Annotated in this window: 21 protein-coding genes and 1 riboswitch; of the genes, 18 read left to right on the top strand and 3 right to left on the bottom strand. The window is 32.8% G+C overall.

Annotated elements, in window-relative coordinates; genetic code table 11:
* Positions 1 to 93: 93 nt before the first annotated feature.
* From thiC to ppk1, 3 genes are all read right to left on the bottom strand, one after another.
* Positions 94 to 1,956, bottom strand: a complete 1,863-nt coding sequence (gene thiC / locus Q4487_RS07060; protein WP_100893888.1) for a phosphomethylpyrimidine synthase ThiC — start codon at positions 1,954 to 1,956, stop codon at positions 94 to 96.
* 23 nt (positions 1,957 to 1,979) lie between these two features.
* Positions 1,980 to 2,183 (bottom strand): sulfur carrier protein ThiS, encoded by a 204-nt coding sequence (thiS, locus tag Q4487_RS07055; protein WP_100893887.1) that lies wholly within the window; start codon positions 2,181 to 2,183, stop codon positions 1,980 to 1,982.
* 113 nt (positions 2,184 to 2,296) lie between these two features.
* Positions 2,297 to 2,390: riboswitch (TPP riboswitch) on the bottom strand.
* 69 nt (positions 2,391 to 2,459) lie between these two features.
* Positions 2,460 to 4,478, bottom strand: coding sequence for a polyphosphate kinase 1 (ppk1, locus tag Q4487_RS07050; RefSeq protein ID WP_303540599.1), 2,019 nt, complete (start codon positions 4,476 to 4,478; stop codon positions 2,460 to 2,462).
* A gap of 144 nt (positions 4,479 to 4,622) precedes the next feature.
* On the opposite strand from ppk1, the gene queG reads away from it, so the two are divergent.
* The 18 genes from queG (at position 4,623) to Q4487_RS06960 (ending at position 26,002) form a co-directional block, all read left to right on the top strand.
* The gene (queG, locus tag Q4487_RS07045) at positions 4,623 to 5,552 is read left to right on the top strand and encodes a tRNA epoxyqueuosine(34) reductase QueG (protein WP_303541292.1); all 930 of its coding nucleotides are present in this window, start codon (positions 4,623 to 4,625) and stop codon (positions 5,550 to 5,552) included.
* 55 nt (positions 5,553 to 5,607) lie between these two features.
* Positions 5,608 to 7,902 (top strand): NADP-dependent malic enzyme, encoded by a 2,295-nt coding sequence (locus tag Q4487_RS07040; RefSeq protein ID WP_303540601.1) that lies wholly within the window; start codon positions 5,608 to 5,610, stop codon positions 7,900 to 7,902.
* Positions 7,903 to 7,934: 32 nt separating this feature from the next.
* Positions 7,935 to 8,516 (top strand): Holliday junction branch migration protein RuvA, encoded by a 582-nt coding sequence (gene ruvA, locus Q4487_RS07035; protein ID WP_100893883.1) that lies wholly within the window; start codon positions 7,935 to 7,937, stop codon positions 8,514 to 8,516.
* A gap of 5 nt (positions 8,517 to 8,521) precedes the next feature.
* Complete coding sequence (gene sprA / locus Q4487_RS07030) at positions 8,522 to 15,649, top strand: cell surface protein SprA (protein ID WP_303540605.1); 7,128 nt, start codon at positions 8,522 to 8,524, stop codon at positions 15,647 to 15,649.
* Positions 15,650 to 15,795: 146 nt separating this feature from the next.
* Positions 15,796 to 16,176 carry a glycine cleavage system protein GcvH gene (gene gcvH, locus Q4487_RS07025; protein ID WP_100893881.1) on the top strand — a complete coding sequence of 127 codons (381 nt, stop codon included), beginning with the start codon at positions 15,796 to 15,798 and terminating at the stop codon, positions 16,174 to 16,176.
* Positions 16,169 to 16,561, top strand: a complete 393-nt coding sequence (locus Q4487_RS07020; protein WP_368411506.1) for a VanZ family protein — start codon at positions 16,169 to 16,171, stop codon at positions 16,559 to 16,561. The genes gcvH and Q4487_RS07020 overlap by 8 nt, the downstream gene beginning before the upstream one ends.
* Before the next feature lie 61 nt (positions 16,562 to 16,622).
* Positions 16,623 to 17,345, top strand: coding sequence for an energy transducer TonB (locus Q4487_RS07015; protein ID WP_100893879.1), 723 nt, complete (start codon positions 16,623 to 16,625; stop codon positions 17,343 to 17,345).
* A 161-nt stretch (positions 17,346 to 17,506) separates the two neighbouring features.
* Positions 17,507 to 18,307 carry an energy transducer TonB gene (locus Q4487_RS07010; RefSeq protein WP_303540609.1) on the top strand — a complete coding sequence of 267 codons (801 nt, stop codon included), beginning with the start codon at positions 17,507 to 17,509 and terminating at the stop codon, positions 18,305 to 18,307.
* Positions 18,308 to 18,453: 146 nt separating this feature from the next.
* Positions 18,454 to 19,353, top strand: a complete 900-nt coding sequence (cyoE, locus tag Q4487_RS07005) for a heme o synthase (RefSeq protein ID WP_100893877.1) — start codon at positions 18,454 to 18,456, stop codon at positions 19,351 to 19,353.
* Positions 19,354 to 19,406: 53 nt separating this feature from the next.
* A complete protein-coding gene (locus Q4487_RS07000) occupies positions 19,407 to 19,988 on the top strand; it encodes a cytochrome c oxidase subunit 3 (protein WP_100893876.1) in 582 nt (193 codons plus the stop codon).
* 160 nt (positions 19,989 to 20,148) lie between these two features.
* Positions 20,149 to 21,129 (top strand): cytochrome c oxidase subunit 3, encoded by a 981-nt coding sequence (locus Q4487_RS06995; protein WP_303540614.1) that lies wholly within the window; start codon positions 20,149 to 20,151, stop codon positions 21,127 to 21,129.
* Between the two features lie 47 nt (positions 21,130 to 21,176).
* Positions 21,177 to 21,617 (top strand): cytochrome C oxidase subunit IV family protein, encoded by a 441-nt coding sequence (locus Q4487_RS06990; RefSeq protein WP_100893874.1) that lies wholly within the window; start codon positions 21,177 to 21,179, stop codon positions 21,615 to 21,617.
* Between the two features lie 67 nt (positions 21,618 to 21,684).
* Positions 21,685 to 22,314: a hypothetical protein gene (locus Q4487_RS06985; protein WP_100893873.1), complete on the top strand. Its 630-nt coding sequence runs from the start codon at positions 21,685 to 21,687 to the stop codon at positions 22,312 to 22,314.
* 16 nt (positions 22,315 to 22,330) lie between these two features.
* The gene (locus Q4487_RS06980; protein WP_100893872.1) at positions 22,331 to 23,059 is read left to right on the top strand and encodes an SCO family protein; all 729 of its coding nucleotides are present in this window, start codon (positions 22,331 to 22,333) and stop codon (positions 23,057 to 23,059) included.
* The gene (locus Q4487_RS06975; RefSeq protein ID WP_100893871.1) at positions 23,052 to 23,591 is read left to right on the top strand and encodes a DUF420 domain-containing protein; all 540 of its coding nucleotides are present in this window, start codon (positions 23,052 to 23,054) and stop codon (positions 23,589 to 23,591) included. The genes Q4487_RS06980 and Q4487_RS06975 overlap by 8 nt, the downstream gene beginning before the upstream one ends.
* Positions 23,592 to 23,601: 10 nt before the next feature.
* Positions 23,602 to 23,814 (top strand): hypothetical protein, encoded by a 213-nt coding sequence (locus Q4487_RS06970; RefSeq protein WP_303540618.1) that lies wholly within the window; start codon positions 23,602 to 23,604, stop codon positions 23,812 to 23,814.
* Between the two features lie 264 nt (positions 23,815 to 24,078).
* Positions 24,079 to 24,780 (top strand): ABC transporter ATP-binding protein, encoded by a 702-nt coding sequence (locus Q4487_RS06965; RefSeq protein ID WP_100893870.1) that lies wholly within the window; start codon positions 24,079 to 24,081, stop codon positions 24,778 to 24,780.
* Entirely contained in the window at positions 24,773 to 26,002 is a 1,230-nt protein-coding gene (locus Q4487_RS06960) for an ABC transporter permease (protein WP_100893869.1), read from the top strand. Before Q4487_RS06965 ends, Q4487_RS06960 begins: the two co-directional genes overlap by 8 nt.

Below are 26,002 nucleotides of genomic sequence, written 5' to 3'. Positions count from 1 at the left end.
AGTGGCATCCTTTTGCTCTTTTTTAGCAAAAGATATAACGGAAAGCCCGCCTACGCCTTACTTAGTAAAAGGCGTAGGAACTTCCACTTTATATTACAAATACACTTCTGATCCTTTTTCTTTAAACTCTTTAGATTTTTCTTCCATTCCTTTTGCAATAACTTCGTTGTCGTCTGCAATTTTGTTTTCGGCAGCAAAGTCTCGTACTTCCTGAGATATCTTCATAGAACAGAATTTTGGTCCGCACATAGAGCAAAAATGAGCAACTTTAGCGCCTGCAGCAGGTAAGGTTTCATCATGATACTCACGAGCACGTTCTGGATCTAGTCCTAAATTAAACTGATCTTCCCAACGGAACTCAAAACGCGCCATACTTAAGGCATTGTCTCTGTGCTGAGAACCCGGATGACCTTTGGCTAAATCTGCAGCATGAGCCGCTAATTTATAGGTGATAACACCTACGCGCACATCTTCTTTATTTGGTAAGCCTAAATGCTCTTTTGGTGTAACGTAGCAAAGCATTGCGCAGCCGTACCAGCCAATCATTGCAGCACCTATACCAGACGTAATATGGTCGTAACCTGGAGCAATATCTGTAGTTAAAGGGCCTAAGGTGTAAAAAGGAGCCTCGTCACAAACTTCAATTTGTTTTTCCATATTTTCTTTAATCATGTGCATTGGCACGTGACCTGGACCTTCTATAAAACACTGTACTTCATGTTTGCGTGCAATCTGAGTTAATTCTCCTAGTGTTTCTAATTCTGCAAATTGTGCTTCGTCATTAGCATCTGCTACAGAGCCAGGACGTAAGCCGTCTCCTAATGAAAAAGAAACATCGTATTGTTTTAATATTTCGCAAATATCCTCAAAATGAGTATATAAAAAACTTTCTTTATGGTGAGCTAAACACCATTTTGCCATAATAGAACCACCACGAGAAACTATGCCTGTAACACGTTTTGCAGTCATTGGTACATAGCGTAATAAAACACCAGCGTGAATGGTAAAATAATCTACACCTTGTTCTGCTTGTTCTATTAAAGTGTCTCTAAAAATTTCCCAAGTTAAATCCTCGGCAACACCGTTTACTTTTTCTAAAGCTTGGTAAATTGGTACGGTGCCTACTGGTACTGGTGAGTTACGTATGATCCACTCACGAGTTTCATGAATGTTTTCTCCGGTAGATAAATCCATAATATTATCTGCTCCCCAACGGCAAGCCCAAACTGCTTTTTCTACTTCTTCTTCTATAGATGAAGTTACTGCAGAGTTGCCAATATTTGCGTTTATTTTAACCAAGAAGTTACGACCTAAAATCATAGGTTCTGCTTCTGGATGATTTATGTTTGATGGTATAATTGCACGACCTCTAGCAACTTCACTACGTACAAATTCTGGAGTAATTTTCTCTGGAATATTAGCACCAAAATGTTCGCCTTTGTGTTGTTTTCTAATTTCGGTCATTTCATCTATTCGTTGGTTTTCACGAATAGCTATGTACTCCATTTCTGGAGTAATAATTCCTTTTTTTGCGTAATGTAATTGGGTTACGTTTTGTCCTTTTTTTGCACGTAGTGGTTTTTTTAAAAGTTTAAAACGCATATGGTCTAAACTAGCATCGTTTAAACGCTCGTTACAATACTCCGAAGAAAAAGATGCTAACTCTTCTACATCTCCACGCTTTTTAATCCAAGGTTCTCTAATGCGTTCTATACCGCTGTGTATATCAATTTCTTTGTTTGGATCTGTATAAGGACCAGAAGTATCATAAACCGTTACGGGTTCATTAGGTGTTTTCTTTTTGGTCATAGAGTCTACAGTATCGCTTAATGCAATTTCTCGCATTGCAACTTTAATTTCTGGATGTAATTTACCAGAAACATATACTTTTTTAGAACTAGGAAATGGTTGTCTTGTAATACCGTTTTGCTTAGGTGCGGTGTCTTTCTTTTTCATTATAAATCTTTTAAGTTTTTAGGTTACCCTCCTTGAGCAGGACGTATTAGTAATACATTGTCATGGGGTTGTAAAATGGTAGAACTCCAGCTGCTTTTTGGTATTACACCGCCGTTAATGGCAATGGCAACACCAAAAATGGTTATTTCTAGAGTTTTTATTAGTTGAGACACATTAGTTTCTCTAGGAATTAAGTGCTCTTTGTTATTTACGTTTATGGGTATCATAACGATACATTTTAAGTGCTAGGTTATAGCGTTAAAAAATCCAACTAAATCGTAAACTGTGTGTGAAAATGCATTCTCCAGAAACGGAAAAAACACTAAAAGATAGAAATCATAAAAAGAATTCAACTTTTCCCTTCGGCTGTACTAACAGCATCAGGTTCAAAGGGTATTTCTCAGTTCTTAAAAAGAACACCCCTAAAGTTTACATAACAAATGTATTAAATAAATTATGATAAGACCTAATAAAAAATAAAACTATTATAAGAAAAAGATGACTTATTGATTTTTAAAATAGTTGTAAGTAGCTAGCTGAGATTGTACTATGGTGTTATTGTTTGTAACATAATTATTTTTTTGATCAGCGTCTATAACTCTTGCTTTTACATTGTCTGATAGCTGAATATTTAAAATGTCTTTTACTATTTTAAAATTCTCTTTATCCTTTATAGGGGTAATTACTTCTATTCTGTGAGATAGGTTGCGCGTCATCCAATCTGCAGATCCAATAAAAAGTTTTTCGTCTCCATTATTTCCAAAAAGGTAAACACGGCCATGCTCTAAATATCTGTCTAAAATACTGGTAATTGTTATGTTCTCGCTCTGGCCCTTTATGCCAGGAACTAAACAACAAATCCCGCGAATTAACAACCGTATTTGTACACCGGCATTGCTAGCTTTGTAAAGTAGTTGAATCATTTTTTTATCTTCAAGACTGTTCATTTTTAAGACAATTAAGCCTTTTTTGCCAGCTTGTGCTAATTCAATTTCTTTTTCTACCATAGTAGAAAATATATGCCTAGATGTAAAAGGAGATATAAGTAGTTTTTTAGCTTTAGGAACAATTAAAACACCTTCTAAAACCAGAAAAACACGATTTAACTCTTTACATATTTTGCTATTTGCCGTCATTAAGCCAAAGTCGGTATATAGCTTAGCCGTTTTTTCGTTAAAATTGCCTGTTCCAATGTAACTATAGGTTTTAAGTTTGCCCTTAATCTCTTTTTCTATGTATAAGATTTTAGAGTGTACTTTAATTCCTGGATAGCTGTAAATTACCTTTGCACCATTTTCTTTAAATATTTTACCCCATCTTAAATTGTTATCCTCATCAAACCTTGCTTTTGCCTCAATAAAAATAATTACATTTTTACCTGTTTTTGCAGCTTTTGCAATAGCAGTATTTAGCCTAGATGTTTTTGCTAAACGATACAAAGTCATTTTTATGGTTCTTACCTCTGGAGAAACAGCAGCTTCTTCTAATAATTTTATAACGGGCTCAAAAGATTGATACGGATAATGTATAAGTTGATCTTTTGCTTCTATGGCGTCAAAAACAGAGTTGTATTTAGTTAGTAAAGAATGGGGAATAGGCTCTAGGTTTACGTTGTTTAGTTTCTTTTTTGTTGGATTTGGGAAACTAAAGAAATCTTTAAAATTATGATAAACACCACCAAAAATAATATCTGTGTTGTATATGTCTAATGCATTTTTAACAGCTTCTAAAAGTGCAATTGGAGCGCTTGCGTCTATAAGTGCACGTGTTGCTTGCCCTGTTTTTCTTTTAGGTAATGCATCAAGAATTTTTTGCATTAGATCTCCAGAGAATTCATCTTCAATATACAGTTCTGCATCTCTAGAAATTTTTAAAGCATAGTACTCTTTACTGTTTTTGTTTAAGAGGTTGTGTTTTAAAATGTCATCTAAAAAAGTAATGTAAAATGTTTGGTCTGTAGATGGAAAAACAACAAAGCGTGGTTGGTTGTCAGGTATCTCAACTAATTCTATTTGTTCTTCATCTTTTAAAGCAACTAGGTATGATGCTTCATTTTTTGCGAAAATTGAATTTTTAATGGAAGTGGGCCCAGTTTGTATATTTACTGTGTTTTTTAAATTAGAACTATAATAATCCTCTGCATATAGTTTTTGTTGTTTGTTAAAATCTTTAAAATTAATTAAGTGAATATTTTCCTTTTTTAAATCGGGAATAATTTCATCTAAAAAAGCACTTCCAAATTCTTGTTGTTGTTGGTTAACTTGTTTTTTAATTTCTGCAAGTACCTTGTTTGGTTTAGTTATTAATTTTTTACGCAGTGGTTTTTCTAAGTCTTTTATTTGTCTAATGTCAGATACACGAACTTTAAAAAACTCATCTAAATTAGAAGAAAAAATTGCTAAAAATTTTATACGCTCATACAGCGGATTTCTTTTGTCTTTAATTTCTTGTAAAACTCGATGGTTAAAACGTAACCAAGATAAATCTCTGTGGTAATATTTAGAATTGAAAAGCTTGCTCATAAATAGTAAAATAGGCAATTTATATGTTTTGCAATAAAGATATGTAAGTATTTTGTTAAGTTATTGCTTTTGCAAGTGCGTTTATTAGTATTAGCATGACTAAATAATTTTTTATTACTAGTAAAACTTTAAATTTGCTTTGTGATGTTACCTCTTGTACATAAAGAAAATGCAACGACTTTGATAAAAGAAGAAGCCAAACGACTAGGTTTTATTTCTTGTGGAGTTTCTAAAGCTGAGTTTTTAGAGGAAGAAGCTCCTCGTTTAGAGAGTTGGTTAAATAAAAATATGAATGGGCAAATGTCTTATATGGAAAACCATTTTGACAAACGTCTAGATCCAACTAAATTAGTTGATGGCTCTAAATCTGTAATATCATTACTGCTAAATTATTATCCAGAGGCTACTCAAAATGATGATGCTTTAAAGATTTCTAAATATGCTTACGGTCAAGATTATCATCACGTTATAAAATCTAAACTAAGAGCATTGCAGGAGTTTATTACCGACAATATTGGTGAGGTAGAGGGTAGGGCATTTGTAGATTCTGCTCCTGTTTTAGACAAAGCTTGGGCGGCAAAAAGCGGTTTGGGTTGGATAGGTAAAAACAGTAACCTAATAACTCAAAGAGTAGGTTCTTTTTATTTTATAGCAGAGTTAATTGTAGATATAGAATTGGCTTACGATAGTGCTGTAACAGACCATTGTGGTACCTGCACCGCTTGTATAGATGCTTGCCCTACGCAGGCAATTGTAGATTCTTATGTTGTGGATGGTAGCAAGTGTATATCTTATTTTACCATAGAATTAAAAAATGAAATTCCTGCTGAGGTTAGAGGTAAGTTTGATGATTGGATTTTTGGTTGTGATGTTTGCCAAGATGTATGTCCTTGGAATAAGTTTTCTAAGCCACACCAAGAGCCCTTATTTAATCCGCATCCAGATTTATTATCTATGACCAAAAAAGACTGGGAAGAGATAACAGAAGATGTTTTTAGAAAAGTGTTTAAGAAATCTGCAGTGAAGCGTACTAAATTTTCGGGATTACAACGCAACATAGATTTTTTAGAATAATATTATAATTTAATTGCTGGGATACCCGTAAATTTGCATCTTAAAATTAGAAACAATGAGCAACGAGAAGAATAGAAGAGAGGCTTTAATTTACCACGCAAAACCGCAACCAGGTAAAATAAAAATTGTTCCTACTAAGCCTTATGCAACACAAAGAGACTTAGCATTGGCATACTCTCCGGGCGTAGCAGAGCCTTGTTTAGAAATAGAAAAAGATAAAGAAAACGCATATAAATATACATCTAAAGGTAATTTAGTTGCTATAATCTCTAATGGTACAGCTGTTTTAGGTTTAGGAGACATAGGTCCTGAAGCATCTAAACCAGTAATGGAAGGAAAAGCCTTATTGTTTAAGATATTTTCTGATATTGATGGTGTAGATATAGAGGTTGATACTAAAGATGTAGATAAATTTGTAGAAACCGTAAAGATGATAGCACCTACTTTTGGTGGTATTAATTTAGAAGATATAAGTGCACCTGCTGCTTTTGAGATTGAGCGTAGATTAAAAGAGGAATTAGATATTCCTGTAATGCATGATGACCAACACGGTACAGCAATTATTTCTGCTGCAGCATTATTAAATGCACTGGAAATTGCTGGTAAAAAAATTGATGAAGTACGTATTGTAATAAGTGGAGCAGGTGCTGCTGCTGTATCTTGTACAAGATTGTATAAGGCATTTGGTGCTAAAGATGAAAATATTGTAATGCTAGATAGTAAAGGTGTTATAAGGTCTGATAGAGACAATTTATCTAAAGAAAAAGCGGAGTTTGCATCAGACAGAAAAATAGATACTTTAGATGAAGCAATGGTAGAAGCAGATGTTTTTGTAGGCTTATCTATTGCAGATATTGTTTCTCCAGAGATGTTGATTTCTATGGCTAAAAAACCTATTGTTTTTGCAATGGCTAATCCTAATCCAGAGATAAATTATGATTTAGCTGTAAAAACAAGAAAAGATATTATTATGGCTACAGGAAGGTCTGACCATCCTAACCAAGTAAATAATGTTTTAGGGTTTCCTTTTATTTTTAGAGGAGCTTTAGATGTAAGAGCTACGGGTATTAATGAAGCTATGAAAATGGCTGCGGTTAAAGCAATAGCTAAATTGGCAAAAGAGCCAGTACCAGAACAAGTAAATATTGCATACGGAGAAACAAGGCTAACTTTTGGTGAAGATTATATTATTCCTAAGCCTTTTGATCCAAGATTAATAGCAGAAATTCCTTTAGCTGTAGCAAAGGCTGCTATGGATAGTGGTATTGCAAAACAGCCTATTGAAGATTGGGATAAGTATAAAGAAGAATTAATTAGACGTTCTGGTAATGACAATAAAGTTGTACGTTTATTACACAACAGAGCAAAAGTAAATCCTAAAAGAATTGTATTTGCAGAAGCAGATCATTTAGATGTGTTAAAAGCAGCTCAAATTGCATACGAAGAAGGTATTGCAGAGCCAATTTTATTAGGTAAAAAAGAAACTATTTTAGAGCTTAAAGCAGAGCTAGAGTTTGATGCAGATGTACAAATTATAGATACTAAAGCAACAGAGTCTAAGGGGCAACGTACATTATACGCTACTAAGTTTTGGGAAAACAGAAAACGTAAAGGAGTTACGTTTTACTACGCCAAAGCTAAAATGAGAGAGCGTAACTATTTTGGCTCTATGATGGTAGAAGTTGGTGATGCAGATGGTATGATTTCTGGTTATTCTAGAGCATACCCAACAGTGGTAAAACCAGTTTTTGAAGTTATTGGTAGAGCATCTAATGTGCAAAAAGTGGCAACGGTTAATATTATGGTTACAGACAAGGGACCTTTATTTGTTGCAGATACCTCTATAAACATTAATCCTAATGCAGAAGAATTAGCAGATATAGCTTTAATGACGGCTAATGTGGCTAAAACTTTTGGTTTTGATCCTGTAATAGCAATGACGTCTTATGCAAACTTTGGCTCTTCTAGTGCTCCAAATGCAGTAAAGGTTAGGAAGGCTGTAGAGATTCTTCATAGAGATCATCCAGAAATGGTTGTAGATGGTGAAATTCAGATGGATTTTGCTCTAAACAAAGAGTTGTTACAAAGTCAGTTTCCTTTTTCTAAATTAGCAGGAAAAAAAGTAAACACTTTTATTTTTCCAAATTTAGAGTCGGCCAACATTACATATAAATTGCTTAAAGAGTTAAATGACGCAGATTCTATTGGACCAATTATGTTAGGATTACGTAAATCTGTACATATTCTTCAATTAGGAGCAGATGTAGACGAGATGGTAAATATGACCGCAGTGGCTGTTATAGATGCACAAGAGAGAGAAAAAAGAAAAAAGGCTAAAAACAATCAGTAAATAAATAATACAAACCAACCTATACCATTCATATGATTACACATTTAAGAGGGAAATTAGTAGAGAAAAATCCAACATTTTTAGTAATTGAGTGTAATGGTGTAGGTTACTTTGTAAACATATCACTGCATACTTTGTCTAAGGTGACAGATGCAGAAAATATACAGTTGTATACACATTTACAAGTTAAAGAAGATTCGCATACATTGTTTGGTTTTGCAGAAAAATCTGAGCGAGAAATTTTTAGATTATTAATTTCTGTTTCAGGAATTGGACCTAGTATTGCACGAACAATGTTGTCATCGTTATCACCGGCTCAGGTGAGAGATGCAATTGCTGGTGGAGATGTGGCAACAATACAGTCTGTAAAAGGTATTGGAGCAAAAACTGCACAACGTGTTATTTTAGATTTAAAAGATAAAGTATTAAAAATATACGATATTGATGAAGTTTCTACTTCTTCAAACAATACAAATAAAGAAGAAGCGTTATCTGCTTTAGAGGTTCTTGGTTTTGTTCGCAAACAAGCAGAGAAAACCGTTGACAAAGTTGTTAGTCAGGACCCAACATTAAGCGTTGAAAACATTATTAAGTTGGCGCTGAAAAATTTGTAATAAGTTTGAGAACAGGGGCAAAACAAAATCTTTCACCATTATATAGGTTTGTATTTATATGTGTGCTTTTTTTAGGTGCAACAACTTTTGCGTTTGCGCAAGATGGTGAACAAGAACAGGAACAAGATTCAGTAAAAACAGGTGTGGCGCTTGGTAAAATAGCGTTGCCAAACCCTAACAGTATTGTTTCTAAATATACATACGATCCAGACTTAGATAAGTATGTTTACTCAGAAAAAGTAGGAGAGTTTAATATAAGTTATCCTATTTACTTAACCCCAGATGAATATTTTGAGTTGGCTCGTAAAGAGGGAATGAAAAACTATTTTAAAGAAAAAGCAGATGCTTTTTCTGGTAAAAAAGCGGGTAGTGAAGAGGCTAGAAAAAACTTATTGCCTAATTTTTATGTAAATAACAATTTTTTTCAATCAATATTTGGTGGTAATACCATAGAGGTTATTCCAACAGGTTCTGTTGCTATGGATTTGGGTGTTATTTGGCAAAAAAATGATAACCCGTCTTTATCTCCAAGACAGCGTACTAATACGTCTTTTGATTTTGACCAGCAGATACAACTTAGTATGCTGGGTAAAATTGGAGAAAGATTGCAAGTTAGTGCAGATTATAATACAGAGGCAACTTTTGATTTTCAGAATTTAGTAAAACTAGACTATACGCCTACAGAGGATGATATTATACAAAAAATAGAAGTTGGTAATATTAGTATGCCGTTAAACAGCTCTTTAATTACAGGAGCACAAAGTTTATTTGGTGTTAAAACACAGCTTCAATTTGGTAAAACATTGGTTACGGCAGTTTTATCAGAACAAAGATCTCAAAACAATACTGTTGTTGCGCAAGGTGGCGGTACAGTAGAAGAATTTTCTTTTTCAGCTTTAGATTATGATGAAGATAAACACTTTTTTTTAGCGCAATATTTTAGAGATAATTATGATGCTGCTTTAGAGAACTATCCATACATACGTAGTCAAGTACAAATTACAAGGTTAGAGGTTTGGGTAACCAACAGAAGACAAGAGACATTAAATGTTAGAAATGTAGTTGCAGTACAAGATTTAGGTGAATCTAATTCTGGCCAAACAAGAATTGGTAAAAGTGGTGGTGCGCCAGCAGGTTTTTTTAACGCTAGTACTGCAGATAATTTACCATTTAACAATGCCAATGACTATGATCCTGCTTTAATAGGTAATGGTGGTTCTCTTACTAATCAAATTAGAGACATAGCAACTGTGCAAGCTGGTTTTAATGTACCTGGATATACAGTTAATCAGGGTTTTGATTATACAATTTTAGAAAACGCAAGAAAATTAGATATTGGTAAGGGTGAGTATACATTTAACTCTCAATTAGGTTACATTTCATTAAGTCAGCGCTTAAGTAATGATGAGGTTTTAGGGGTAGCTTTTCAATATACTTACCAAGGAAAGGTTTATCAAGTTGGTGAATTTGCAAATGGAGGCTTAGAGGCAACATCTGTTTCTGCAGGTGCTACACCAATAGTAGAAAATAATACGCTAATTTTAAAATTACTTAAAAGTAATATTACTGCCGTGCAAGATCCTATCTGGGATTTAATGATGAAAAACATTTATAACACGGGCGCATATCAGTTAAGTCAAGAAGATTTTAAATTAAATATTTTATATACAGACCCAACTCCAAGAAACTACATTACTCCAGTTGCAGAAGGTGCAGGTTCTGGTTGGCCAACAACTCCAAAACCATTACAAGAGCGTATTTTATTAGATGTTTTTAACTTAGATAGGTTAAATGCTTACAATGATGTGCAATCTGGTGGAGATGGATTTTTTGATTATGTAGAAGGTTTAACAATAGACTCTCAGAACGGAAATATAATGTTTACAAAAGTGGAACCTTTTGGAGAATATATTTTTAATGAATTGGGTGGTGGTGTTTATGATGTAGAAAATGATCAAGGTTATAATGATAACCAAAAAAAGTATGTGTTTAGAAATATGTATTCACGTACAAAGTCTGCTGCTCTAGAAGATGCAGATAAAAACAAATTTTTAATAAAAGGTAAATATAAGTCTGCTGGTATAAATGGTATTCCTATTGGAGCATTTAATGTGCCAAGAGGTTCTGTGCGTGTTACTGCAGGAGGTAGGCAATTGCAAGAAGGTATAGATTACACTGTAAATTACTCTGCCGGAACAGTACAAATTTTAGATCCAAGTTTAGAGGCTAGTAATACACCAATAAATATATCTGTAGAAAATAATGCTGTATTTGGTCAGCAAACAAGACGATTTACAGGGGTAAATGTAGAGCATCAGTTTAATGATAAATTTGTTTTGGGAGCTACATTTTTAAATTTAAATGAGCGTCCCCTTACTCAAAAATCATCTTACGGTGTAGAACCTGTAAATAATACAATGTTTGGTTTAAATGGTAATTTCTCTACAGAAATTCCGTTTTTAACTAGGTTGGTAAATAAGTTGCCAAATATAGATACAGATGTGCCGTCTAACTTATCGGTACGTGGTGAGGTTGCTTTTTTAAAGCCTAATTCTCCTAAAAACGCAAATTTTGAAGGAGAAACAACTACTTATATAGATGATTTTGAAGGAGCACAATCTTTAATAGATATCCGATCTTCTTTGGGGTGGTATTTAGCAAGTACGCCGTTAGAGTTTGCAGATCCAAGCGGACAATTATATGGTAGTGCTCCAAATGATACAGAAAACTTAAGAAATGGTTTTGGTAGAGCTAAAATGGCTTGGTATTCTATAGATCGTCTTTTTTATTCTAACCAAAGACCTTCTGGTATTAATGATAATGATATTTCTTTAAACGCAACTAGAAGAGTTTTTATAGATGAGGTTTTTCCTAAGGTAGAGATTGCACAAGGACAAACAACAACTCAGGGAACTTTAGATTTGGCATACTATCCAAATCAAAAAGGACCTTATAATAACAATGCGGATTTTAGTACAGAAGCGCCAGAAGAAAAATGGGCAGGTATTATGCGCCCAATGAGTAGTACAAATTTTGAGCAAGCAAATGTTGAGTTTGTTCAGTTTTGGGTTTTAGATCCTTACGTGGATGGAGAAACAACTAGTCAGGGAGAATTGGTTTTTAATATTGGTAATATCTCAGAAGATATTTTAAAAGATGGAAAAAAACAATATGAAAACGGATTGCCAGGTGTTAGTAGTAATGACTTGGTGTCTGAAACATCTTGGGGGAAAGTACCAGCAACACAATCTTTAGTGTATGCTTTTGATGCGGAAGAAAATAATAGAACATTACAAGATTTAGGGTATGATGGTTTAAGTGATGCAGATGAGTCATCTATATTTACAAACAACCCAGCTAATGACCCTGCTTTAGATAACTATGAATATTATTTAAATAAGGACGGTAGTATTTTAGAACGCTATATTAATTATAATAATCCACAAGGAAATTCACCTATACAGGTTACAAATACTAACCGTGGGTCTACAACGTTACCAGATGTAGAAGATATAGATAGAGATTTAACAATGAATACTGTAAACAGTTACTATGAGTACAGAATTCCTATTAAGCCTAATACCTCTATAAATGACAAGTACGTTACAGATATAAAAGAAGGGCAAACACCAACGTTGCCAAATGGTAATGTTTTAAATAGAAGATGGATACAGTATAAAATTCCGTTAAGTGATTTTTCTGATGCTATTGGAGGTATTACAGATTTTAGATCTATTAGTTTTATGCGTATGTATTTAACTGGCTTTTCTGATAATGTAGTAATGCGTTTTGCAACATTAGATTTGGTACGAGGAGATTGGCGTACATATACAAAATCTTTAGAGCCAGACGTAGATAATAACCCTGATGATGATGGTACTTTTGTAGACGTTGCAACAGTAAATATAGAAGAAAACAACACACGTTCTCCAATTATTTATGACCTGCCTCCTGGTTTACGTAGAGAACAGTTAAATAATAACAATACAATTGTACAGCAAAACGAACAATCGCTTTCTTTTAAAATTGAAAATTTAGAGCCTCAAGATTCTAGGGGTGTATTTAAAAATGTAGATGTAGATATTAGACAGTATGAGCGTCTTAAAATGTTTATTCACGCAGAAGAAATTTTAGAAACAGATTTTCCTGATGGAGAAAGACCATTAGTAGGTTTTTTAAGAATAGGAACAGATTTTAGTCAGAATTTTTATCAAATAGAAGTTCCATTAGAATTTACTGCACACGGAGAGAGTGATAGAGAAAAGATTTGGCCAGATGATAATGAGATATTAATAGAGTTGGCTGACTTAAACAAAATAAAATCTTATGGTATAGCCGGACAAACACTAAATCAAATTAATTATTACGAAATTATAGATGGTGAAGTTGTTCCTGTAAATGAGTTTGATGCTCGCCAACCAGGTGTAATGCGTATTGGTTTAAGAGGAAACCCTTCATTAGGAAGTATACGTAGTATGATGGTGGGTGTTAAAAATACAGATGATGCCCCTGCACGTGGAGAAGTTTGGTTTAATGAGCTTCGTTTAGCAGGTTTAGATAGCAAAGGAGGATGGGCAGCAATTGGAGCTGTAGATTTAAATTTTGCAGATTTTGCAGATGTATCTGTAACAGGTAGTAAAAGTACTTCTGGTTTTGGCGGTATAGATCAAATGCCTAATGAGCGTGCAAGAGAAGATGCTATGTCTTATGATGCTGTTACTAATATTAATTTAGGTCAGTTATTGCCTAAAAAGTTAGGAATACAATTACCATTTAATTACGGAATTTCTGAGCAGTTAATTACACCAGAGTTTGATCCTGTTTATGACGATTTAAAATTAGAAGATAGAATTGCGGCTGCACAATCTAAAGAAGATGCAGATGCTATAGAAGAACAAGCACAAGATTACACAAAAAGAACAAGTATAAACTTTATTGGAGTTCGTAAAAATAGAAGTGAAGAAGCAGATGCTAATTTTTACGACGTAGAAAACTTTACGTTTAACTATTCTTATAACGAAACAAATCATAGAGATTTTGAAGTTGCTAAATTAAAAGATCAAAATGTGGTGGCAGGCTTAACATATGCACACAATTTTGAGCCAGTAGAAATTGCACCTTTTGCTAAAAAAGATTCTTTATTTACAGGTAAATACTTAAAGTGGTTAAAAGATATCAATTTAAACTTGTTGCCAACTAGTATTGCGGTAAATTCAAATATTAACCGTCAGTTTAATCAACAACGTTTTAGAGATGTTGTAGAGCCTGGAGTAGATGCTTTGGCGTTGCCAGAGTTGCAGCAACGTAACTATATGTTTAACTGGCAATATAATATCAATTACAGTTTAACCAAGTCGTTGCGTTTTAATATATCAGCTTCTAATAATAATATTATTCGTAATTATTATAAAGATGAAAGTAGTGCAGACTTAGCAATTAACGATGAGCTAAATATTTGGGATGGTTTCTTTGATATTGGTGAGCCAAACAGACACGCGCAACAATTTGAGTTAAACTATGATATTCCTTTTGATAAAATACCAGCATTAGATTTTATAAGTGCACAATACGTTTATACTAGTAATTTTGACTGGCAACGTGGAGGTGATGCATTAAAAGAAGTTGCGGGCGAGGATATTAATAGAATACAAAATGCAAGTACACATACAATTGCAACCAATTTAACAATGCAGAAATTGTATGATAAAATAGGTCTTAAAAAATCTAAAGGGAAAGCAAAACTTACAACCAACAGGGAAGATAAAGCGGGGAATACTCCAAAAGCTAAAAACGGAGGGTTTGGTAAAATTGCTACCGACCTAGTTACAATGGTTAAACGTGTAAATTTTAATTACACAGAAACAAGAGGTAAGCAACTTCCTGGTTATACAAACTCAATTGGTTTTGTAGGAACAACAAAGCCTAGTTTAGGATTTGTTTTTGGTAGTCAAGAAGACATACGTTATGATGCAGCTAGGAGAGGGTGGTTAACTACGTTTTCAGATTTTAATGAACAGTTTGTACAAGAAACAAACAGACAGTTAGATATAACTGCCGTAGCAGAACCAATTAGAGATTTAACCATAGATATTACTGCTAACCGAAATTTATCTGAACGCTACCAAGAAAGTTTTTCTGTAGCTATAGAAAACGGAGAGTATGAGTACCAAAATCTTTTAGGTAATAACTTTGGTAATTTTGGTATCTCTACAATGATGATAAAAACAGCTTTTGCAAAAAGTGATGAGTTTGAGTCTTCTACTTTTGATCAGTTTAAAGAGAATAGATTAATTATAGCAAACCGATTAGCAAACAATACTGGAGCAAGAGATGCAGAAGGGTATCCAGAGCGTTACGGAAAAACAAGTCAAAATGTTTTACTGCCAGCGTTTGTTGCGGCATACACAGGTCAAGATGCCTCAAAGGTAAAACTAGGTGCATTTAGGAATTTTCCAATTCCAAACTGGAGGCTAAAGTATACAGGTTTAATGCGTATTAATTGGTTTAAAGAAAAATTTAAGCGTTTTTCAATTAGTCACGGTTATAGAGCATCATACAATATCAACTCTTTTCAAACCAATTTAGAAAGAGAAAATACAACCATAGATCCTGAAACTCAAGATTTCTTGCCAGAGAATATTATGGCAAATGTGGTGTTAACAGATCAATTTAACCCACTAGTACGTTTAGATTTTGAAATGAAAAACTCTATGAGTATTGTGGCAGAATTACAAACAATGAGGGCTTTAACAATGAGTTTTGATAATAACTTGTTAACCGAGTTAGATAGTAAGGATTATACAGTTGGTTTAGGATATAGATTTAAAGATGTAAATTTTGTTACTAATATAGGAGGAGATAAAATGCGTTTTAAAGGAGATTTAAATTTAAAATTAGATGCTACTTTAAAAGACAATATTACTATCATTAGAAACCTAGAGTTAAATAATAATCAAATAACATCTGGTCAAAATGTATTTTCATTAAAGTTTGGAGCAGATTATGCGTTAAGCAAATCTTTAGAGGTAGCTTTCTTTTATGATCATTCGTTCTCTAAATTTGCGGTTTCTACAGCTTTCCCGCAAACAACTATAAATACAGGTTTTACATTTAAGTACAACTTTGGAAACTAAATACAAGTCTTAATTTGTAAGTGTTTTATGTGTAATTGTTAAATCCTTATTTAAAAAGAAAATTTTCTTGTAATTTTTCAAATTAAATAATTTTCAAATCATTTTTTATCTGTTACATTTGCTGCATTAATTAAAATAATACTAAAATGAACATACCATCAGAATTAAAGTATACTAAGGATCACGAGTGGGTTAAAATAGATGGCGATGTAGCCACTGTTGGAATTACAGATTTTGCTCAAGGAGAGTTAGGAGACATAGTTTATGTTGAAGTTGAGACATTAGATGAGACCTTAGATAAGGATGAGGTTTTTGGTACTGTAGAGGCTGTAAAAACTGTTTCAGATTTATTTTTACCATTAACAGGTGAAATAATAGAATTTAATGAGTCTTTAGAAGATGAGCCTGAAAAGGTAAATACAGACCCTTATGGAGATGGTTGGATGATAAAAATTAAGATAAGTGATGCATCTCAGGCAGAAGAATTGATGAGTGATGCTGATTATAAAGACTTAATTGGTGGTTAAAAAGCCAATTTATACCATATTATTTATAAGCTGGGTAGTGTTAATTACATTACTCAGCTTATTTTCTTTTAGTAATACAGATCTTCCTTCCGTAAAAATACCTAACATAGATAAGTTAGTTCATTTTACATTTTATAGTGTTGCAACTATTTTAGGGGTACTCTCTTTAAAAGAGTTTTTTAAGGTGAAAAAAGTTAAAAGTCTAATTGTATGGTATTTAGTATTTTCTTTAATTGCTTATGGCATAATTATTGAAGTATTACAAAACACAGTTACCGTTACAAGAAGTGCAGAGTTTTTAGATTTTGTAGCAAACACAATAGGTGTTTTTGTAGGCTTAATTGTTGCAAACCGACTTTTTTTACGGGAAAGAATATTAAAATGAAAAAATTAATTGTTTATTTAGATAATATTTATTTAAATTAGCGAACACTAAATTAAAACCTATGGAACCAAAGAAAAATCCACAAGCTGACTTAACAAAAAACAGCGGTCTTTATTTTGCAATAGGACTAGCTCTTGTTATGTTTCTTGTATGGCAAGCATTAGAGTACAAAAAATACGATGAAGATAACTCATATGACATTACACAGAATGTGGATGATATGTTAGATGAAGAAGTTCCAATGACAGAACAAATTAAAACTCCACCACCTCCACCGCCACCACCAGCAGCACCAGAAGAGATTGCCGTTGTTGAAGATGACGTAGAGATAGAGGAGTCTGTTATACAAGATACTGAGTCTGATGAGGAAGAAGAAGTAATGGATGTTGAAGACGTTGTAGAAGAAGAAGTAGAAGTAGATGTAGATGTACCTTTTTCTGTAATTGAAGATGTGCCAATTTTCCCAGGATGTGAAAAAGTAAAGAAAAAAGGAGCAAAAGCTTTAAGAGATTGTTTTAATGAAAAAATGAACAAGCACATTAGAAAGCACTTCCAGTATCCAGAAATTGCTCAAGAAATGGGTATTCAAGGTAGAGTAAGTGTACGTTTTGTTATTCAGAAAGACGGTTCTATTGGTCAAGTTCAAATGCGTGGTCCAGACAAAAACTTAGAAAAAGAAGCAGCCAGAATTATTGGTAAACTTCCTAAGATGACACCTGGTAAACAAAGAGGTAGAGCTGTACGTGTTCCATTTAGCTTACCTATTACTTTTAGATTACAATAAGCAGTAATTGCTTTTAAGTTATATAAGAATCCGGACCAATTTGGTTCGGATTTTTTTTATGTCAATTTTTTTATAAAAAATTAAACCCCAAGCAGTTGCTTGGGGTTTTTTGGTATACTATTTGTGTTTTAACATAATTGTAACAAATAAAAAATAGTATTATGAAAACAAACACAGAAAATTCTGATGATTTCCACGGCAATGGAAGTCACAGAGCGTCTACCAATGCAACTCCAAAAAAGAGTAAGCACGATGCAAATCTACGAAAAAACAGTTTCTTAAACTTTCAAATTGGTCTTGTTGTGGCAATGGGTCTGGTTTATTTAGCTTTAGAGTCTTCTTATGCTTTTGTAGAGGATAAAGAGGTAAGACCAACAGAGCTAGAGGCAGAGATGGTAGAATATCATCCAGATTTAGATAACTTTAAAGTTGAAGAAGATAAGCCAAAAGAAAAGGTGTTGGCAAAAGCTGTTACAAACCCAGATAAAATTAAAATAGCAGATGATGACACAGTTGAAGATGTTACAGATTTTATTGATGATACGGAAGCTGATCCAGAAGAACCTGTGGCTGTAAGTAGTATTATAGAAAGCAAAATTATTGAAGAACCAATAATACCATTAGATGTAGTAGAAGAGGTTCCAATTTTTCCAGGTTGTGAAAAAGTTGCAAAAAATAAACGAAAAGACTGTTTTAATAAAAAAATGCAAAAACACGTAAAACGTTATTTTAGGTACCCTGATGCAGCTATAGAAATGAGAGAGCAGGGTAAAGTTAGTGTAATGTTTAAAATTGGTACAGATGGTGTTGTAAAAGACGTGCAAATGAGAGGTCCTTCTAAAATTTTAGAAAAAGAGGCGCAGCGCATTATTGCTAAGTTGCCAAAGATGACTCCGGGTAGACAAGGTAAAAGCAATGTTGTTGTTCCTTACTCAATACCAATTAATTTTAAATTGCAATAAGTTTGTGTAATAACTATAGAAGCCGCTTGTTTTAACAAGCGGTTTTTTTGTGTAGTTTGTTTAATTATCAACCAAAATATAAACCTTCATAATTGGTTGTAAAGAAATCAATTAGGTTATATCTTTGCAATCCATAAAAATTAAGGATGAAAACTGCGGTTGGTACAGCAAATGAAGCTACAGATGTTTCGGCATTTGCAGATTTTAAAGAAATAACAAAGGCAAGGCTAGCTGTAAGTGTAGTTTTTTCTTCAATAGCTGGTTATTTCTTAGGCGCAGATAAAATAGATTTTACTGTTTTGCTATTATTGGCTTTTGGTGGGTACTGTATGGTAGGTGCATCAAATGCATTTAATCAAATTATTGAAAAAGATTTAGATGCGTTAATGAATAGGACTAGAAACAGACCTATTCCTGCCGGTAGAATGACGGTTACTACTGCATCTATTGTAGCTGTAGCAATGACAATTGCAGGTATTGTTGCTTTGTATTTAGTAAATCCAAAGACAGCAATGTTTGGAGCAATATCTATATTCTTATACACCTGTGTTTACACACCTTTAAAGACTAAAACACCTTTAGCTGTTTTTGTTGGTGCTTTTCCAGGTGCAATACCATTTATGTTAGGTTGGGTTGCAGCAACAAATGAGTTTGGCATAGAGCCAGGAACATTGTTTATGATTCAGTTTTTTTGGCAGTTTCCTCACTTTTGGGCTCTTGGTTGGATGCTAGATGAAGATTATAAGAAAGGCGGATTTAAAATGTTGCCAACAGGTAAAAAAGATAAAGGAACAATTATTCAGATAATTATGTATACTATTTGGATGATGATAATATCTGTAGTACCAGCTTTTGGTTTTACAGGAGCATTGCAGTTGTCTGTAGTGGCTGCTGTAATTGTGTTTATTATGGGCGGAGTAATGTTGTTTTTTGCTTTTCGCTTGTTTGATAATAGAGATAATGCTTCTGCCAGAAAATTAATGTTAGCAAGTGTTACTTACATTACGCTTATGCAAGTGGTATATGTTGTAGATAAGTTTGTGTAATAAATTATAGATAGGTAATTAATTTTACTTTTAAATTAATAAGTGTTTACTAAATGGATTTAACTCAAAAATCAGAAAAAGAGAAGTCAGACAATGCTAAAAAAATGATGCTTTGGTTTGGTATTGTTAGTTTAATTATGGCATTTGCAGGTTGGACTAGTGCATATATAGTTAGTAGCTCTAGAGAAGATTGGTTAAAAGATTTTGATTTGCCATCTGCTTTCTTCTGGAGTACTTTAATTATAGTGGTGAGTAGTATTACTTACTTTTTAGCGGTACAAGCAACCAAAAAGGATAAAAAATCACAAGCAACCACATATTTGTTGGTTACACTGGCTTTGGGTATAATTTTTATAGTATTACAATTTGTTGGTTTTTCTCAGTTAATAGGTAATGGGTTTTATTTTACTGGACCAACAAGTAGTATTACAATGTCTTATATCTTTTTAATTGCTGTTGTGCACGTGGCGCACGTTGTAGCGGGGCTTGTTTCTTTAATAGTTGTTATTGTAAATCAACTAAAAAATAAGTACTCATCAACAGAGGTTAATGGTTTAGAAATAGGAGCAACCTTTTGGCATTTCTTAGATTTGTTATGGGTTTATTTAATCTTATTCTTTTATTTATATCGATAATAAATAGAAATAAAGTTAATTTCAGTTAAATTTTGGTTTTTGTATAGCCGAAAAAAATGTAAATTTGCGGAACTTAACTAGACTTTGGGTTTATTTAAGTGTTTTTTAAAAATAATAGAGCGTAGTTAAACGTTCTTAGTTTATAAATTTTAAATTGTATATGGATACTACGGTAACAACAGGTACAGCGGAAAGTGTTTGGAGCGGAGGAAGTAAAAACAAACCTTTAGGCGCTAGCTATGGTAAAATGATGATGTGGTTTTTCATCGTTTCTGATGCATTAACTTTTTCTGGCTTTATAGCAGCTTACGGATTTTCTAGATTTAAATTTGCAGATAGCTGGCCTATTGCAGATGAAGTATTTACCCACGTTCCTTTGGTACACGGTAATTTTCCTATGATATATGTTGCTATAATGACATTTATCTTAATTATGTCTTCTGTAACTATGGTATTGGCTGTAGACGCAGGTCATAAACTACAGAAAACAAGAGTTACTTGGTATATGTTTTTTACTGTTATTGGTGGTATTATCTTCTTAAGTTCACAGGCTTGGGAATGGGCTACTTTTATTAAAGGTGATTTTGGAGCTATTGAGACAAAAGGTGGTAGAATATTACAATTTGTTAATGCAGATACAGGTGAGAGAGCTGCAATTAGAGATTTTGCAACTCCTTTACACGAGGATAGAGTAGACCATACAAACAATAAGGGTGTTTGGTTTTTTGGAGAAAGTGCTTTGCCAACATATTCTGTTAATGAAGTGGTAACAGGTTTTAAAGCAGATCCTAATATTTTAGTTAGAGTTGAAAACATTGATGAAAACGGACACAAAATTCTTTTATCAAGAGAAGAGTCTTTAAAAAGGCTAGCAGGTTCTAAATACGTTGTAGAAGGTGCAAACCTTATTCATAATGAATACGGGAGCAGATTGTTTGCAGATTTCTTCTTCTTTATTACAGGTTTTCACGGTTTTCACGTATTCTCAGGAGTATTAATTAATATCATTATATTCTTTAACGTAATCATAGGTACTTATGAGCGTAGAGGACATTATGAGATGGTAGAAAAAGTTGGTCTTTATTGGCACTTTGTAGATTTAGTTTGGGTATTTGTATTTACCTTCTTCTACCTAGTATAATAGCAGATTAAAAAAGAATTACATTACGTATAATAATATAGCATAAAATGGCACACGAACATAAATTAGCGATTTTTAGAGGAAAATTAAAGTTTAAAGATAATATCCAGAAGATTTGGGGTGTTTTAATATTTTTATCTATTGTAACTTTAGTAGAAGTTATTTTAGGTATTTATAAGCCAGCAATTTTAATGAAACCATTAATTTCTGCCTTTGAGCCTGGTTTTTTTGGTTCTACATTAAACTTTTTATTGTCTCCATTTATTTACTTAAAGCCTCTAAACTTAATATTTATAGTATTAACAATAGTAAAAGCATATTACATTGCTTGGGACTTTATGCACTTGCGTGACGAGAAAAAAGGGTTTAGAAGATCTATAGTATGGACACCAGTATTTTTAATAAGTTACTTAGTATTTATACTATTAACAGAGGGTAGTTATATCTATGATGTTTACCATAGTGGTTTTATAAAGTGGAACTTCTAACATTTAGCATCATTTAACAATATATAAAGGCGGTTTTTAAACCGTCTTTTTTTATTTTTGTACCATTATGAAAAAAACCTTTGTAATGGTAGTTTTATTTATCCTACCAATTGTAGCTTACCTTTTTTTTGCCAGTGGCATACACAATTTTGGTAGACTACCAATACTAACTAATAATGTTGGTGAGTTATCTAGTTTTTCTACAGATACACAATTAAAAAATAAAATTTCTATAGTTGGCTTTCTAGGTGATAATGTAGAGCAGAAAAAAGGAACTGCATTTAACTTAAATCAAAAAATATACAAACACTTTTTTGAGTTTAAAGATTTTCAGTTTGTTATGCTTGTAGCAAACGGGCAAGAAAAAGAAGTAGAAAAACTTAAAAAGGAACTTTCTGTTTTGGCTGATATCAAAAATTGGAAATTTGTATATGGTAATGCAGATCAAATTAAATCTTTTCATAAAGAATTAAGAACAGACATAACTTTAGAGGACGATTTAAGCTCTCCTTATGTTTTTATAGTAGACAAAGATTTAAATCTACGTGGTAGAACAGATGATGAAGATGAGGGTACTAAATACGGTTTTAACACCATTTCTGTGGCTGAGTTAAATAATAAGATGGAGGATGATGTTAAGATTATCTTAGCCGAATACCGTATGGCCTTAAAAAAGAACAACGCAGAACGTAAGTAACGTAAAGTAGCTTTTTATGAAAAAAAATAATTACAACTATATTTGGATTTCTTTTATAATCTTGGTTTTTGGAATAATTTTTATACCAAAAATTATAAGTAGAATTAGTGATGATACTATTGTAGAAAACGATCGTATGAACAAGAAAGATAATAAAGGTAATCTTGCATATATAGAAATTAACGGTAATAAAAAAAGAGTTCCAGATTTTACCTTTATTAATCAAGATAGCTTAGTGGTTTCTAATAGAGATTATTTAGGTAAAGTTTATATAGTAGAATTCTTTTTTACTTCCTGTCCTACAATTTGTCCTATAATGACAAAGAACTTGGTTAAAATTCAGAATGATTTTAAAGATGTAGAAAACTTTGGTATTGCTTCTTTCACCATAGATCCTAAGAATGATACTCCTACTACTTTAAAGACATACACAGAAAAGTACGGAATTACCAATTTAGACTGGCATTTAATGACTGGAGATAGGGATCTTATTTATGAGCTTGCAAACAAAGGATTTAATATCTTTGCACAACAAAACCCTAGCGTGCCAGGTGGTTTTGAGCACTCTGGTATGTTTGCCTTAGTAGATAAGAGGGGTTTTATTCGTTCTAGAGTAGATGAGTTTGGAAATCCACTTATTTATTACAGAGGAACAATATCTGAAGCAGAAGGTGTTAATGATGAAGGAGAAAAAGAGCAGATAAGTATTTTAAAAGAAGATATAAAAAAGTTGTTAGATGAGTAAGGTTGAAGACGCTAGTGTAAAAGAGAAAAGGTTTAATAAAATAATTACAGTTGTATCTATTATAGTGCCTGTGGTTGTAGCTCTTTTATTTAAAGTTAAAATACCAGATGTAGAGCCTTTATCTTTTTTACCTCCTATTTATGCGTCAATAAACGGACTTACTGCTGTGTTTTTAATTGCAGCCGTAATTGCTATTAAAAATGGTAAGCAAAAGCTGCATCAAAATTTAATGACCACTTGTATAGTGTTCTCTCTTGCTTTTTTGGTAATGTATATTGCGTATCATATGACTTCAGAATCTACGCCTTTTGGAGGTGAAGGTGTTGTAAAATATATTTACTTGTTCATTTTAATTACGCATATTATATTATCTATTATAATAATACCTTTGGTAATGAGAACTTATGCTAAAGCTTACTTAAAGCAATATGACGCACATAGAAAATTAGCAAAAATTACTTTTCCTATTTGGTTGTATGTTGCGGTTACTGGTGTTGTAGTTTATGTTATGATATCTCCTTACTATGTTTAAGAATACAGCTATGAAAAAAATATTATTCTTTGTTATTGTTTTGTTTTTTTTGCTACCTCAAGCAACAGAAGCACAATGTGCAATGTGTAGAGCAGTTTTAGAAAGTGAGGGTAATGTTACAGTTGCAAAGGGTATAAATAATGGTATTAAGTATCTAATGGCAGTTCCATATGTACTGGTTGGTGTGTTATTTTACTTCGTTTATAAAAAAATGAAAGCTTAGTTTTAACATTCTATTAGTAGTAATACACTACAATTTTAGTTTTCTTAGCATCCTTATACACAGTAAATTACTATAATTGCTTGTTGTTTGTTTACTTTTAAAAAATATTAAGATTAATAAAATCCCTGTTTTTATGGGATAGTGGTTTTTTTTTAACTGCTAATTTTAATTTTAACATTTTTTTCACATTTTAATTGTAACTAAACATAAGTTGGGTAGTCTTACAGATGTACTAAGTACAAAGCCAAAAAAAAACTAACACCAATGATAGAAATTAAAGACCTTCATAAGTCTTATAAAATGGGTAGCAATTCGTTGCACGTTTTAAAAGGTATCAATTTTAATGTAGAAGAAGGAGAACTTGTTGCAATTATGGGTTCTTCAGGATCTGGAAAATCTACACTCCTTAATATTTTAGGAATGCTAGATGTTTTAGATGAGGGTACTTACACTTTAGATGGTGTGCCAATTGTGAATCTTAATGAAACAAAGGCGGCTAAGTACAGAAATAAATTCTTAGGGTTTATCTTTCAATCTTTTAATCTTATCAATTATAAAAGTGCAGCAGAGAATGTAGCACTCCCTTTATATTACCAAGGTGTTGGTAGAAAGGAGCGTCAAGAAAAGGCACTTAAATATTTAGAGCAAGTTGGACTAAAACAATGGTCTGGTCACCTACCTAGTGAGCTTTCTGGAGGTCAAAAGCAGCGTGTGGCTATTGCTAGGGCTTTGGCAGCAGAACCTAAAGTATTAATGGCAGATGAGCCAACAGGAGCCTTGGATAGTAAAACATCTTATGAGGTTATGGATCTTTTGCAAAAGATTAATGACGCAGGTAATACTATTTTAATTGTAACTCACGAGCCAGATATTGCAGATATGTGTAAGCGTATTGTGCACTTAAAAGATGGTGTAATAGTAGAAGATAAAAAGGTAGACCAAGTAAGAGCTTCGCAATATGTTTAGTAGAGACGCTTGGAAAGAAATTTTTGAAACCATTCAAAAAAATAAGTTAAGAACATTTTTGTCGGGATTTACGGTAGCTATTGGTATCTTCATTTTTGTTGTGCTTTTTGGCTTTGGTAACGGACTTACAAATACGTTTGCCAAATTTTTTGGAGATGACGCAACCAATGTATTCTTTATTTTTCCTGGTAGAACATCTGTACCATATTCTGGTTACAAAGCAGATAGACAAATAGAGTTTGATAATAGTGACCTTGAAGACATTGAAAAAAACTTTGCAATGTTTGTAGACTATGTTACTCCTAGAATTACAAGGAGCGGTTTGGTTAAATACAAAAACGAGTCTAATAACTATCCCAATATGGGTGTAGCTCCTTCTCATCAATTTAACGAGAAGACAATAATGATGAAGGGGCGTTATATCAACAATCAAGATATAAAAGACAAAACCAAGTATGCAGTTATTGGTAGGTTGGTAGAAAAGGATTTGTTTAAAGGAGAAGAATCTCTTGGTGAATATATTGATATTGCAGGTAGTTCTTTTAAAGTTATAGGAGTTTTTCAAGATGATGGTGGAGATAATGAAGAACGAAAAATTTACATACCGTATACTACAAGACAACTTATAGAAAAGAATACAGATAAAATAGGGCAAATAGTATTGGGCTTTAAACCTCAAATAGGGTATTCTGGAGCTATGTCTTTAGAAAATAGCTTAGAAAAATATCTTAAAAGCAAAAAGTTTATCAATCCTAATGATGAAAACGGACTATTTATTAGAAACATTGCAGACCAATTAAAACAAAATCAGCAACTAGCAAGTGTGTTGCAAATTATAGTTTCTTTTGTAGCATTTGGTACCATTATAGCTGGTATTATAGGTATTAGTAATATTATGGTTTTTGTAGTTAAAGAGCGTACCAAAGAATTGGGTATACGTAAAGCACTAGGGGCTACACCTAAATCTGTTATTAGCACAATTTTGCTAGAGTCTATTTTTATTACCACAATATCTGGTTTTATAGGGATGATTTTAGGTACTGTTCTCCTCAATGCAATGGGAGATACTCTAGAAGATTATTTTATTACCGACCCATATATAGACACCGGAATTGCAATTTTTGCAACCATTCTATTAATAATATGTGGTGCACTTGCAGGATATGTGCCAGCCAGAAAAGCGGCCAAGATTAAACCAATTGTAGCATTAAGAGACGAATAG

Source organism: Cellulophaga sp. 3_MG-2023 (genome assembly GCF_030546975.1).
Taxonomy (GTDB): domain Bacteria; phylum Bacteroidota; class Bacteroidia; order Flavobacteriales; family Flavobacteriaceae; genus Cellulophaga.
The sequence above is the reverse complement of the archived record's forward strand: the minus strand, read 5'-3'. Positions and strand labels throughout refer to the sequence as shown.